Annotated in this window: 11 protein-coding genes; 4 read left to right on the top strand and 7 right to left on the bottom strand. The window is 58.2% G+C overall.

Going from position 1 to position 12,800, the window contains the following annotated elements; genetic code table 11:
* Positions 1–39: 39 nt before the first annotated feature.
* From DXD77_RS01025 to DXD77_RS01015, 3 genes are all read right to left on the bottom strand, one after another.
* Entirely contained in the window at positions 40–1,338 is a 1,299-nt protein-coding gene (locus DXD77_RS01025; RefSeq protein WP_117647370.1) for a chloride channel protein, read from the bottom strand.
* Positions 1,339–1,464: 126 nt separating this feature from the next.
* Positions 1,465–1,998, bottom strand: a complete 534-nt coding sequence (locus tag DXD77_RS01020; protein ID WP_117647368.1) for a TIGR00730 family Rossman fold protein — start codon at positions 1,996–1,998, stop codon at positions 1,465–1,467.
* Positions 1,999–2,033: 35 nt separating this feature from the next.
* Positions 2,034–2,459 (bottom strand): potassium channel family protein, encoded by a 426-nt coding sequence (locus DXD77_RS01015; protein ID WP_035136976.1) that lies wholly within the window; start codon positions 2,457–2,459, stop codon positions 2,034–2,036.
* A 239-nt stretch (positions 2,460–2,698) separates the two neighbouring features.
* Here DXD77_RS01015 and DXD77_RS01010 point away from each other — a divergent pair, with 239 nt between their 5' ends.
* Both DXD77_RS01010 and DXD77_RS01005 read left to right on the top strand, forming a co-directional pair.
* Positions 2,699–5,503: a transporter substrate-binding domain-containing protein gene (locus DXD77_RS01010; protein ID WP_158549054.1), complete on the top strand. Its 2,805-nt coding sequence runs from the start codon at positions 2,699–2,701 to the stop codon at positions 5,501–5,503.
* 41 nt (positions 5,504–5,544) lie between these two features.
* Positions 5,545–6,024: a pyridoxamine 5'-phosphate oxidase family protein gene (locus DXD77_RS01005; protein WP_117647363.1), complete on the top strand. Its 480-nt coding sequence runs from the start codon at positions 5,545–5,547 to the stop codon at positions 6,022–6,024.
* A gap of 69 nt (positions 6,025–6,093) precedes the next feature.
* On the opposite strand, the gene DXD77_RS01000 is transcribed toward DXD77_RS01005, so the two are convergent.
* The 4 genes from DXD77_RS01000 to DXD77_RS00985 all read right to left on the bottom strand — a co-directional run bounded on the left by DXD77_RS01000 (position 6,094) and on the right by DXD77_RS00985 (position 11,359).
* Entirely contained in the window at positions 6,094–8,286 is a 2,193-nt protein-coding gene (locus DXD77_RS01000; RefSeq protein WP_117647361.1) for an ATP-binding protein, read from the bottom strand.
* A complete protein-coding gene (locus tag DXD77_RS00995) occupies positions 8,283–9,152 on the bottom strand; it encodes an ABC transporter substrate-binding protein (protein WP_117647360.1) in 870 nt (289 codons plus the stop codon). The genes DXD77_RS01000 and DXD77_RS00995 overlap by 4 nt, the downstream gene beginning before the upstream one ends.
* A gap of 142 nt (positions 9,153–9,294) precedes the next feature.
* The gene (locus tag DXD77_RS00990) at positions 9,295–10,509 is read right to left on the bottom strand and encodes a MalY/PatB family protein (protein ID WP_117635836.1); all 1,215 of its coding nucleotides are present in this window, start codon (positions 10,507–10,509) and stop codon (positions 9,295–9,297) included.
* Positions 10,510–10,621: 112 nt separating this feature from the next.
* Positions 10,622–11,359 carry a tRNA (N6-threonylcarbamoyladenosine(37)-N6)-methyltransferase TrmO gene (locus DXD77_RS00985; RefSeq protein ID WP_233503087.1) on the bottom strand — a complete coding sequence of 246 codons (738 nt, stop codon included), beginning with the start codon at positions 11,357–11,359 and terminating at the stop codon, positions 10,622–10,624.
* 140 nt (positions 11,360–11,499) lie between these two features.
* Here DXD77_RS00985 and DXD77_RS00980 point away from each other — a divergent pair, with 140 nt between their 5' ends.
* Both DXD77_RS00980 and DXD77_RS00975 read left to right on the top strand, forming a co-directional pair.
* The gene (locus tag DXD77_RS00980) at positions 11,500–12,327 is read left to right on the top strand and encodes a TipAS antibiotic-recognition domain-containing protein (RefSeq protein WP_117647358.1); all 828 of its coding nucleotides are present in this window, start codon (positions 11,500–11,502) and stop codon (positions 12,325–12,327) included.
* Positions 12,328–12,378: 51 nt separating this feature from the next.
* Complete coding sequence (locus DXD77_RS00975; RefSeq protein ID WP_117635838.1) at positions 12,379–12,624, top strand: glutaredoxin; 246 nt, start codon at positions 12,379–12,381, stop codon at positions 12,622–12,624.
* Positions 12,625–12,800: the final 176 nt, after the last annotated feature.

Below are 12,800 nucleotides of genomic sequence, written 5' to 3'. Positions count from 1 at the left end.
CCGGGCTTGAGATGTTTGTATTGCCCGCGCGCCACCGTGCTACTTGCGCAGCGGTTTGGGCAGCGGAATGCCGGCGGCGATAACGGCGGCGATGATCATACAGACGATACCCTTGAGCGGGAAGCACATGAGCAGCAGGCCCACGACCATGACGGGCTGACGCATAACGGCGCCCATCGTCGAGGCGGTGCAGACGGCAACGCAAAAGACCGGATCGGCGCCGGTGAGGATGGCAAGGCCATAGCCCAGACTTACGCCCGAGAAGATAACCGGGAAGAAGTGACCGCCGCGCCAACCAAGGTTGATGAGGGCGGGCGTCAGCATGGCCTTGACCAGACCGGTCGCGATAAGCACGCCGGCGGGAATGGTGAGGTAGGTCTCCATGAGCACGTCGGCCTGGGTCTCGCCGGCAAACATGGTGTAGGGCAAAACCGTGCCGCAGATAGCGAGGGCCAGACCAGCCAGCATCGCCTTGACGACAGGGCGCTCCCCTATGGCATGGGCAAGCGCTTCGCTCGCGTGCTCCGAGACAAAGTACAGCCAGCCGCATACGGTACCGACCAACGCCAGCGGAATGAGCCAGGCAAGCTCGAGGTTACCCACCTGGGCAGCCTCGAACCTCGGCATGCCCATGCCGCCACCCATGAGCTGGCCGAGCAGCAGATAGGTGCCCAGACCGCCGGCAATCGCGATGCCGTAGACCACGGTCTTTTGTGCCTTGGGCAGCTTGATGGTGATCTCGTCGGACGCGGAGTCCTCGCCAGCGCCCTGGCCGTCGGCGCTACCGGCGAGCGGCGCCACAAAGCCAAACACGGGCGCGGTAAAGAGCGCCGTCAGGGCAGCCTGGGTGCCCAACAGCGTGAGCTCCCTAAACTCGGCGCCAAAGCGACGCATGCGGTCGCCGACCCAGCTGCACAGACCCGCGATAACGCCGGTCAGGCCGGCCTCCGGTCCAATACTTCCGCCAAACAGCAGCGGCAGCAATGCCGCGAGTGAAAGCTTGCCCAGGTTGTCGTACGGGTAGCGACCGTCTTGTTTAACCTTGGCCATCACCTGGTTGAGGTCATCGGTCTTGGTGCCCGTCATCTTTGCGTACAGACCAATCAGCAGACCGCCCAGCAGGCAGACGAAAAACGGGTACGGCAAAAAACCGAACGGACCGCTTGCGAGCTCAGGCGAAGCGACGCCCAGCATATGCGGAATCTCGGTCCATAAATAGTCGATACCGTGCTCCATCGCAAAGAAGAACAGCCAGACCGCGGCGCCTGCAAACGCACCGGTCACAGCCACGCTCACTAAAAACAGCGCACGGTTTTTGGGTTTTGCAAGGTTGTCCATCGGGACCTCCCGTGGTCAAAATCGACAAAGATACGTTTTATTGTAAGACGGGCACAGCGCGGACGTGCCGACCATCCACGCCGCAAACGGCGCCATTGGGCGCCGCATGTGCGATAGGCCTACGGCTTAGTTGCCGATAATCGATGCGATCTCGTGCAGGTCCTCGGCAAAGTAAATGCCTTGCTGGCGCCTCGGGCTCGAAAGCCCCTTATCAATCATGTGCTCGAGCAGCGCCTTGAGATCGTTGTAGTAACCGTCCAGGTTATACAGGATGCACGGCGCGCTCAGATGCCCCAGCGACACGGCCGACATGACCTCGGCAATCTCCTCGAGCGTACCCGTCCCACCGGGAAAGGCGATGAACGCGTCGCCGAGCTCAATCATCTTGGCCTTGCGCTCGGCCATATCGCTCGTCACGATGAGGTCGTCGATACCGTCATGTTGAAACTCGGCCTCGATAAAAAAGCTCGGCTCCACACCGGTCACGTGTCCGCCGGCATCGAGCACGCTATCGGCGAGCGCGCCCATCAGCCCCGACTTGGACCCGCCGTATACCAGCGCGTGGCCGTTGGAGCCAATCCATGTGCCGAGCTGCTGCACCGCAGGCAGAAACGCCGGGTCGTTACCGACGCTGGCGCCCAGGTATACCGTGATATTCATATTCAGCCCCCTTGTTGTGACGCGCGGCGCCCGCCCTAGCGTTGGCGTCGGCGATATTCGCGCACGCGGCGCGACAGGTCGGCGAGCTCATCGCGATCGAGCTCTTCCAGATGCTCAAGATCGTCCATAAAGCGCGCCATGGTGTCCTTTTGGCGCATCTTGATGAGCGTATTGCAGTAGTTCACCGCCACGCCCGTGAGCATGGCGATGTAGAAGATGCTGATGACGCTCAGGACAACGGTAATCGCGCGGGCAACCGGCGTCTCGGCCGGGATATCACCGAAGCCGATCGTCGATACGGTCTCAAAGCTAAACCAGAGGCCGTCGCCAAACGTAAGGGTCGTGGGCTCGGACAGCCAGACAGCCGTCGAGCACAGCAGATAGAAGATAAGGAACAGGCCCGTGATGCGCGCAAAGCCAGCCTGGCGCAACACGTCGGCAAGCGTCCTCAACTTGTTCATCGCGACCCCTTTTCCCAGACGCCCCATCACGTTGCTCGGTATTGTCGCACATCCGGCACCTGGGGACGTTCCTTTTGTGTCGAACAGATTGGGAGCGTCCCTAAGCGCCAACCCCGGCAAAGAGTGTCCCCAGCGACTAGTCGTTTAAGAACGTCCCCAATGACTACCCATCTGCCGGGTGTTAGGGTGGCTGAGCTGGTATCCTTATGCGGTATTATCTCGACTCGATGGGATTGCATGTGAAACCTTCCGCCGTCCTTCGCTTAGCTCTATATCGCACCCTAGCCGTCGCGCTTGCTGCGCTCACACTACTGAGCGCCGTCATGCCCACCCCGGCCTTTGCCGCCGACTCCGACCAGCAGGTCAAGACGGTCCGCGTCGGCTGGCTTGTCAACAACGAGGGCTTCCAGGAAGGCACACCGGGCGAGCGCCTCTCGGGATGGGGCTACGAGTACCTCCAGACCCTCTCGTACTACACCCCTGGCTGGCAGTACGAATACGTGTCCGGCACCTTCACCGAGCTCATGGACATGCTCGAGAAGGGCAAAATCGACCTCATGCCCAACATCTCGCATTCAGTAGAACGCGAGCAAAAGTTACTCTTTTCCTCAAACCCCGAGGGCACCGAGCGCTACTACATCTACGCCAAGCCCGATCGCGACGATCTGGCCAAGGGTGACCCCCAGGCACTCCAAGGCCTCACCATCGGCTGCAACTCTGGCGTTATGCAAACCTTCGTCGGCCAGCAGTGGCTCGCCAACGAAGGCGTCACCTGTACCTATAAAGAAATCGACACCGGCGGCGCCCTCTTTGAGGCACTTTCAGACGGCGAGGTTGACGCCGTCATCATGAACGACACCATTTCGTCGCCCGATGCGTCGCCCATGTTCTACGTAGGCTCGAGCGACTACTATTTTGCCGTCCCCAAAAGCCGCCCCGATCTGATGAACGACATCAACTCGGCCATGGCGGCAATCAACCGCACCAACCCGCGCTACAACGACGAAGTCAAATCCAACTACTCGGCGCAAAATAGCGGATCCGCATCACTTACCAACTCCGAACGGTCGTGGCTCAAGGCCAATAACAACACGCTTACACTTGGTTATCTCAACAACAATCTCCCCTTCTGCAACCAAGATGCAAACGGAGAAATGGAAGGGTCACTCGTCTCACTCGTTACGACGCTCCACGACAAATTTGGCATTACCGTACACACGCTCGCTTTTTCAAGCAACCAGCAAATGACGGAAGCGCTCTCAAAGGGAAATATCGACATCGCCCTACCGGCATTTCGCGACTACTGGCTTGCCGAGCAAATGGGGACCGTTCAATCGATTTCGATGGGAACGATCTCTCTTACCGCCATCCACGCCACCAGCGATCTCAACAAGGATCTCCGCAATATCTGTTGCACAGGGTTTTCCATCGTCAACCGCAGCGAATTAAAAACTATGTTTCCAAATGCAAATGTAACCGAGTATCCGTCTGCAGACGACATGCTTTCTGCCCTTAAGGACGGAAGATCAAGCTGCATCGTTGTTCCCAACGCACGGCTGGAAACCATCCGAGATAGCTACGATATCAGAGACTACGAGATACAGGAACTCTCACGCACGGCCGAACTCTCTTGCCTTATGCAACGCGGAAATCCCGAATTATTGAGTATCGTCAACAAGGGCATCATCAACGCCGGAGAATCGCTTTCTGCGAGCAATTATTCCTCTACGTCGTATAGCGCACAGGAATCAGACGCGTTCAGGTTTATATATCGTCATCGTAGTTCGATTGTCGTCATCATCGTCGGTGTACTGTTGACTGGGATAGCGGTTCTAACCTGGGCCCTGCAGCGAGCCAGAGTAGAGCAAAACAAGGCACTCGCCGCCAATGCGGCCAAAACGGCCTTTCTCGCCCGCATGAGCCATGACATCCGCACGCCGCTCAACGGCATTCTGGGGCTCATCGAGATTGAAGAATTGCACGAAGACGATGTCGATGCCGCCCGTAAAAACCGAACTAAGGCGCGAATCGCCGCCAACCATCTGCTCTCACTCATCAACGACATTCTAGAAATGGGCAGGATTGAAAATGGTAAGCTGACGCTTGAGCATGTCTCATTTAACCTCGAAGATCTCTGCAACGATGCAATCGTGCTGTGCAAGCTCCGCGCTTCCGATCGCAATATTACGATGCAGGATCAAAGCGCACATCCCCTCTGCAATCCACATGTAATGGGAAGCCCTACTCATGTACGTCAGATTATCATTAACCTGCTCGACAACAGCATCAAGTACAACAAAGATGGCGGAACTGTCACTTTTACATCGCAGATTAAACCGATCGATGATAGCCGAGTGCTCTTTTGCTTTAACGTCTCGGACACCGGCATCGGCATGTCGCCCGAGTTTCTTAAGCACATCTACGAACCGTTTGCCCAAGAAGGCAACGATGCCCGCAGTAAATTTCAGGGAACTGGCATGGGCATGCCGATCGTCAAATCACTTGTCGACGCCATGGGGGGGACAATCGAGGTAACGAGTGAGCTTGGAACTGGATCGACATTTTACGTTCGGATCCCACTCGCTATCGATAAGTGTCCTCAGATTCAAGCACAGTCGGATGCGAGGGCACCCAAGGTCTCACTGACCGGCATGAGCGTGCTACTTGCCGAAGACAACCAGCTCAACGCCGAGATTGCCCAAACTCTGCTCGAAAGCGAGGGCATTGTCGTAACGCGCGCCGCCGACGGCAACCAAACGGTCGACCTATACGTCGGTCGTCCCGCCGGCAGCTTCGATGCGATCCTGATGGATATCATGATGCCGGGCATGGACGGCTACGAGGCAACCCGCGCGATCCGCCTGAGCGAAAAGGCCGATGCGGCCGACATCCCCATCATCGCGCTCACCGCCAACGCCTTTGCCGAAGACGCCAAGGCGGCACACGACGCTGGCATGAACGCCCATCTGCCCAAACCGCTCGACTTTAACAAGCTCAAAAACATACTCGCCTGTATCAAGAAAAACGGGGCTGTTTCGCTATAGTTTGTGCTCAACCACCATGCGCAGTAGAAAGGAAGCCAACGATGTTTAGGCCCTTACGTCGAAAGAAACGCGCCATCACCGACGAGGAAGCGCGCGAACTGCTCGCTACCTGCAAGCGCGGCGTCTTTGCCGTCAACGGCGATGATGGCTACCCCTATGCCATTCCCGTCAACTACTTCTTTGACGCCGAGCACGACAAGATTTATTTCCATGGCGCCAAAGCCGGCCACAAGGTCGACGCACTCAAGCGCGATGACAAGATCTGCTTTACCGTTTACGGCAACGAGTGGTACAAGGACGGCGACTGGGCTCCCTACGTTATGAGTGCCGTTGTCTTTGGTCGTTGCCGTCTGGTAGATGAGACACCTGCGTTTATCGAGGACAAAGTCCGCCAGCTCGCGCTTAAGTACTACCCCTCTGCCGAAGAAGTTGAAGAGGAAATCGCCAAAGACATCAAGGGCGTCCAACTCTACGAGATTTCGATTGAGCATCTTTGCGGCAAGCAGATCCATGAAAAGTAAGCCCAAAAACAGGTCCTGCAAATAGCAAAATGGCTCGGTTCCAACCAGTATTGGAACCGAGCTATTTGTTTATGAAGCGTCGGCGGCTATGTGCGCAAGCGCCTCAACGAGATCCTGAGAACTCACGGGTTTGCTCAGATGCGCGTTCATGCCCGCCTCGCGCGAAAGCCTACGGTCGTCGGCAAAGGCATTGGCGCTCACGGCGATAATCGGCGTGGTCGCGGCGTCCTCGCGATCGAGCGCTCGAATCTGACGCGTGGCCTCAAGGCCATCGATGCCGGGCATCATGATGTCCATCAATACCACGTCGTACTCGTGCGGCGCGCTCGCGGCAAACGTCTCGACGGCAGACTCGCCATCTTTAACATGTGTCACGACGGCACCGGCGCGGTCGAGCGTAAACTGTGCGATCTCGGCATTCAGGTCGTTATCCTCTACGAGCAAAACACGCAGGCCCTGGATCACGTCGCTGTCGCCTGCATCCACGCGAACTGCCTGGGGAATCTCGGAACTCTTGCACTTCTCAAACGGCAGGCAAATGGTAAACGTCGTCCCCCGCCCCAAGGCGCTCGTAAAGCTCATGGTTCCGCCCATAAGCTCGACCAACTGTTTGGCAATAGACGCGCCCAGGCCAGTTCCCGATGAAGCGCCTTCCACCTGCTGTTCCTCGCGGCTGAACGGCTCGTAGAGGTGCTGTTGAAACTCCTCGCTCATGCCAATGCCGTTATCGGCGATCGTGTATTCATAGACGGGGACACCGTCCACCGGCTCCACCTCGCGGCATGTCAGGCGAACATAGCCGCCCTGGCGGTTGTACTTGACGGCATTACCGGCAATATTGAGCAACAGACGCTTGAGGTGCGTCACGCTCACCCGGGCATAGGGATGATCAAGAGTCCGTTGGTCGCAGATAATTGTCACCAGGCGCTCCTCGGCTTGGCGCTCCAGAATATCGCACACCTCACGGTTGAGGGCCACCATATCTGTAGGCACGAGATTCAGGTCGACCTGCCCGCTCTCCAAGCGGCTCATATCGAGTGCCTCGTTCGCAAGGTCGAGCAACAGTCCCGACGCCGTCCAGATCTTTGAGCGGCACTCAGTCTGCTTTTGCAAGTCGTCCGCGTTGGCATTGCCCACCTCGACCATACCGCGAATGCCGTTGATGGGCGTGCGCAGGTCGTGACTCATGCGACGCAGGAACTCCGTCTTTGCAGAGTTGGCAGACGAAGCTTCGCGCGCCGCTTTTGCCAGTTTGTCGCCATAGTCGCGCTCCTGCAGCAACAGGTCGGCAAAGCGTTGGCTCTCGGCGCGGCGGCGCACCAACACAACAGTGGCTATAACACCGCCGTAGAGTGCCAACACGCTGGCAACAACAGCGGCAACAACCTCAAAGTAACGCTGCGCGGGAGCATAGGTGTACACGTAAAAATCGCGCGCTTTACCAAATGTGCCCAGATACCACTCACCGCTGTCGTTAACCAATCTGACCTTACCAGCCAGGCAACGCTCCTTAATGCCGTTGACAACGATGGCATCCGTCGCAGGCAAATCGAACACGCCTGACACGGCGGGCTCAACAGCGTTGGTCGCAACGACCTTACCGTCGTTTTCGATCACGATATTGCCGCTATCGATGGTCTCATAACCATCGAGCAAGCTCTGCAACTTGAGCGTATTGCTCGCGACCGCCTTGGCGCTCTGGTGCCTCACCGCGACAACGATGCCCTCACCGTCCCGCCGGGCCACGCAGCCAATGTCTGCGACCGAATCGTCCGCAAGCGTAATGCGAGCGGTATAGGACTTAAGCGGATGGGCTGCCACCTCCAGCACAGGCGCCTCTTTGAGATTCGCGGCGAGCGACTCGTAGCCCACGTCATCCTTCGAGGACTCGGACACCAAGTTGCCCGATGCATCCGTTACGATCAGCGCTGTCACATTAAACTGGTCAGCATATTGCTCCAACGTAGCGTTATCCACCGAGCCGTCGCGCTCCATATCGCGCGCCGCCTCTCCGGCGATCTCCATAACGCGAATCAGGTTTTTGGTCGCATAGGCGCTGTTGAACGCATCGTAGGAAAGGCTCTGTGTCGCCACGTAATCGACAACGTCGGCAAAGCGCTGCTCGGCCTGAGCTGTCGTGTAGGCGTAGCTCGTCACGCCGGCAACAATCGAGAGCGCTATCCCCAACAGGACGACGATGAGCCATTCCCGTGCCGAACGATCGCCCCGCTCCTGAGCGGTGTGGTCGGACGCATCAATCATGACAGGCCCTCCACATTCAAAAAGGGCGAAGGGTCATCAAAATACTTTGACACCAGGCGCTCCATGGTGCCATCGGCAAGCATTTCTTGGTAGGCATGGGTGAGCTTAACGTCGATGCCGCGTGTGTCGTTGATATCGAAAGCGGTGCCCAAACCAACCTCTAGCAGCGGCTCAGACAAAATGCGATACGTCACGCCATAGTCTTTTTCGTAGGCGAGCAGCGAGGACTCATGCGCGGCGATGGCGTCGACTAGGCCCTCGACAAGCGCCGGGTTCAGGTACGAGCGGTCCGAAAAGCTGTAGAGCTCCTTAATCTGCGGAACGTTTTCATTGGTGTGATTGAGCAGAATCGATTCGGGCTTGGTGGTGGACTGGACCGCCACGACCCTACCCTCAAGATCGGCAAGCGTGTAGATATCGCTTTCGGGATCGACAGCAACCACCTGTCGGCTCGCAAGGTACGGCCCCGCCCAGCGATACTCGCCTTCGCGGCCCGTCATACTAAAGCTGCCCATGACGCAATCGAGCTCGCCGCTCGCCAGCAGCTCTTTCTTCTTTTCCCAGTCGATCAGCTGGTACTTTGGCTTGTAGCCAATGCGGCCCAAAGCCTCGGTCAAAATATCGACATCCAGGCCAACAATATCGCCGTACTCGTTGCTATACACAAACGGTGGATAGAGGTCGCTGCCAACGTTGAGCGTCTTAAGGTTGTCGTCTTTGACCTGCGAGGCGGCTGCGCCTTCTGATGCAGACGCCGCGGCCCCATCATTCAACCCGGAACAGCCAGCTATCGCCACGACAAAGGCGCCCACCACTGCAAGCGCAACAAACAACGATATGGCGGCCGAGCGACGAGGTCTTTTCATCGAGCTCCAGACGATCCTGTTTACAGACTCAAGAGCAAAGATATTAGCAGACAAAACCGCGCTTGCGCTCAATGGTTACAGATGCTTTACCATACGGGGCCTTCCAGCCAATCTGGCAGACAGTCCCGCATGCAGCACTCACTTACCGTGCATTAAAAACGTAGCGGTCCAAGCGGTCGCACGCCTCCCTTACACGCGAAAGCGGCAGCGCCAGATTCACGCGAATGTGGCAAGGTCCATGGAATGGACGGCCGTCCTGATAGCCCACGCCCACACGCGCCCCCTCGTCGAGCAGCCACTGAATATCGTGCCCATGCACGCAGCACCACTCCGTGCAGTCCAGGAACACCATATAGGTGCCCTGCGGGCGCGAATAGGACACGCCCTCAAAATGCTCGTCCACGTAATCGCAGAAGTAGTCAATGTTGCCCTCGATAACCTCGTTGAGCTCATCGAGCCACTCGTAGCCCTGCGGCTGGTAGGCGCCGATAAGCGCATGCATCGAAAGGACATTCATCTCGTTGTAGTGGGTCTTATTGGACACGGCGCACACGCGGTCGCGCAGCGTCTCGTTATAGATGATGTGGTAGCTGCCGACCAGGCCCGCCAGGTTAAACGTCTTGCTGGGCGCATAGAGGGCGACCGTGCGCATGCGGGCATCCTCGCTCACCGACTGCGTCGGGATATGCTTGTGACCGGGCAAGATGATGTCGGACCAAATCTCGTCCGAAATCACCACGCAATCGTGCCGGCGATAGATGTCCATGGCGCGCTCGATCTCGTCGCGCTCCCATACGCGGCCACAAGGATTGTGCGGCGAGCAGAACACCGCGGCGTGGATGTGGTTTTGGGTGAGCTTGCGTTCCATGTCCTCAAAGTCCATGCGCCACACGCCCTGGTCGTCGAGCTTAAGCGGGCTGTGGACAATGCGATAGCCCGCGGCTTCGATGGACTTGGTAAAGCCGATGTAGGTAGGGCTGTGGACCAGCACCGCATCGCCCGGCTGGACATACGCCCGCAGGGTCGACACGACACCGCCCAGCACGCCGTTTTCGTAGCCGATATGCTCCGGGAGCAGACCCTCGACGCCATTACGTCGGCTCTGCCATTCGATGATGCGGTCGAAGTACTCGTCGCGCGGATCGAAATAGCCAAACATGGGATGCTGGGCGCGCTGAATGATGTGCTCCTGGACCGTGGGCACCGTGGCAAAATTCATGTCCGCCACCCACATGGGGATGCGGTCGAAGCCCTCGTCGGGCGCGTTCGGAGCCATGCCAGGGATCTCGCCCCAGGAGTCAACGGCGATGGCGTCCATGCCGTGGCGGTCGATAAGCGAAGTAAAGTCGTATTTCATGCTGAGCTCCCGTGCAAAGCGGATTGTTTTGATAGGCGTTATTGTCCACCAGCGTGGGCGATTTTGGCACGGGGTTTGGCGTTGAATTTGGCGAGCGCCATCGAATGGCTGGCTAGTCCCGCGCGTCGTTGACGGCGGTTACCGTCAACTTGGATCCGTCAACCGTAAAGGATATGTCGAGCCCAGCGTAAGCCAAGTGGTAAATGCGGTTTGGCTCGTGCTTGCTACCCGCGCGGCGCGGATCTTGGCGAAGGACCTCGACCAACCCGGGGAGCTTCGTGGGCGGGACCATCTCCTGCAGCGCTTGCGGGAAGTCAACGTCGAGCTCTTGCCACGGCGCATCCTCAATCCAGCCGCCGGTCGCATCCGAGTGGCAGTCCGCAAACGGAATGTAGGGCTTAATGTCGTAGATGGGCGTGCCGTCACGCAGATCGGCCCCTAGCACATGGATGATGGGGCCATCGTCGGTAAGCCCGACATGATCGAGTTTGACGCAGGTAAGCCCAATGGGATTAGGTCGAAACGGGCTGCGCGTGGCAAATACGCCCACGCGCTCGGCTCCACCCAAGCGCGGCGGACGCACGGTCTTCGACCACTTGGCGTTGGTGCCGGACCTATCCTGTGTCTTGGCATCGGCGGCGATGTCTTCGGCCGCGCCGCCGGGTGTTCCGTTTTCAAAGCGCCAGAGCAGCCACAGGTGAGAGAAGGAGTCCAGACCCTCAACTGCCGCGCTGGAGGCAAATTCCGGCTCAAAGACGATGCGTCCCTCAAGATGGGGCGCCAAAAAGCTGTTGCGCGGGATGCCGAACTTTTGCGGCAGGTCGGTATGTATGTGTGCAATAGGTTTCATGCCGGTCATTGTACGGCATGAGGGCATGCGCGATGCGCGTAATCCCTCACCGCGACCGCCCCTTTTGCAACCAACGGTTGCTTGGAAGGGCGTCGGCCGCCGCGTATGCTTAAGCCAACAAGCAGCAGAAAGGAGCCGTTATGGCCTTTGCAGAAAAACTCATCGCCGTCCGTCGCGCCAACAACCTTACCCAAGAGCAGCTTGCCGCCAAGCTCTATGTCACGCGCCAAGCCGTCAGCCGCTGGGAGCGCGGCGAAGTCACCCCGGGCATCGACATGATGAAGCTCATTGCCGCCGTAACCGGAGAACCGCTGTCCCACCTGCTCGAAATGCCCGAGCACTATTGCCAGAGCTGCGGCATGGTGCTCACACCCGACGACTGCGGCACCGATGCTGCGGGCACCGCGACCGATCATTACTGCAAGTGGTGCTACGACCACGGCAAGTACACCTACGACACTACGATGGAGGCAATGATCGAGGATTGTGCCCCGCGCCTGGCACAAAACACCGGTATGTCGCTCGACGAAGCTGTCTCGCTCATGGGCGCCGTGCTGCCGCAACTGGAACGCTGGCGCGCCGTGCAAGAAAACGAGGAGCGCTACGGCGCCGAAGCGCGGGCGCGCTATGGCGATGAGGCTATCGATGCAGCAAACGAAACGTTACTGGATATGGATCCTCAGACATGGAACGACATGAAGGAACTTGAACGCGCTATTCTGGGCCAGCTCTCGATTGCCATGAGCGACGGCGAACCGGATGGAAGCGAGGCTCGCAAGCTTGTCGCGATGCATCGTCGCTGGATTGCTCTCAACTGGGGATGCGAGCCCCAAGACGAGGCGTACTTGGGCCTCGCCCACGGCTATCTTGCCGACCAGCGCTTTGTTGACTACTACGACAAGCCCTGCGGCACCGGCGCCACGGCGTTTCTGGTACAGGCAATCGAGTCGTCGTTGACGCGTGCATAGACCGCGGCGGCTTTGGGTATTTCAATCGAAACCTCAACCGATTGGAGACCTATGGCTACTGATCACGAGCTCGCGCTCTACGTTATGACCGGCTGCCCGTATTGCATAAAGGTCAAGCGTTTCCTGGCCGATAACGGCGTGACCATCCCCGAGCGTAATATCTCGACCGATTCCGATGCCGAGCAGACGCTCATCGCCGTCGGCGGAAAGCGCCAAGTTCCCTGCCTGTTCATTGACGGCACGCCACTCTACGAGTCGGGCGACATCATCGCGTGGATACAGAAGAACCTGCTCTAGCGTTCTATTGCGGTCGGCCGGCCCCAACGCACAAACCCATACGGCACAAACATGTACGTCAGCATCCAAAGTCGATATTTTTCGACATCTTTGGATGCTGACGTACAGCTATTTGTGGGCAGTCGTTGGGTGTTCCTATAGTTTTGTCAACCGTCGGGGCTACTCCCGGTAGGGCA

The organism is Collinsella sp. TM09-10AT (assembly GCF_003436275.1).
GTDB lineage: Bacteria > Actinomycetota > Coriobacteriia > Coriobacteriales > Coriobacteriaceae > Collinsella.
This window is presented reverse-complemented; position numbering and strand designations above follow the sequence as displayed.

Bases quoted from the DNA above. Each gene is read 5' to 3' on its own strand.
- DXD77_RS01015 (WP_035136976.1), bottom strand. From the start codon at position 2,459: ATGAACAAGTTGAGGACGCTTGCCGACGTGTTGCGCCAGGCTGGCTTT.
- DXD77_RS00980 (WP_117647358.1), top strand. From the start codon at position 11,500: ATGGCCTTTGCAGAAAAACTCATCGCCGTCCGTCGCGCCAACAACCTT.
- DXD77_RS01000 (WP_117647361.1), bottom strand. From the start codon at position 8,286: ATGATTGATGCGTCCGACCACACCGCTCAGGAGCGGGGCGATCGTTCG.
- DXD77_RS01005 (WP_117647363.1), top strand. From the start codon at position 5,545: ATGTTTAGGCCCTTACGTCGAAAGAAACGCGCCATCACCGACGAGGAA.
- DXD77_RS00985 (WP_233503087.1), bottom strand. From the start codon at position 11,359: ATGAAACCTATTGCACACATACATACCGACCTGCCGCAAAAGTTCGGC.
- DXD77_RS00990 (WP_117635836.1), bottom strand. From the start codon at position 10,509: ATGAAATACGACTTTACTTCGCTTATCGACCGCCACGGCATGGACGCC.
- DXD77_RS00975 (WP_117635838.1), top strand. From the start codon at position 12,379: ATGGCTACTGATCACGAGCTCGCGCTCTACGTTATGACCGGCTGCCCG.
- DXD77_RS00995 (WP_117647360.1), bottom strand. From the start codon at position 9,152: ATGAAAAGACCTCGTCGCTCGGCCGCCATATCGTTGTTTGTTGCGCTT.
- DXD77_RS01020 (WP_117647368.1), bottom strand. From the start codon at position 1,998: ATGAATATCACGGTATACCTGGGCGCCAGCGTCGGTAACGACCCGGCG.
- DXD77_RS01025 (WP_117647370.1), bottom strand. From the start codon at position 1,338: ATGGACAACCTTGCAAAACCCAAAAACCGTGCGCTGTTTTTAGTGAGC.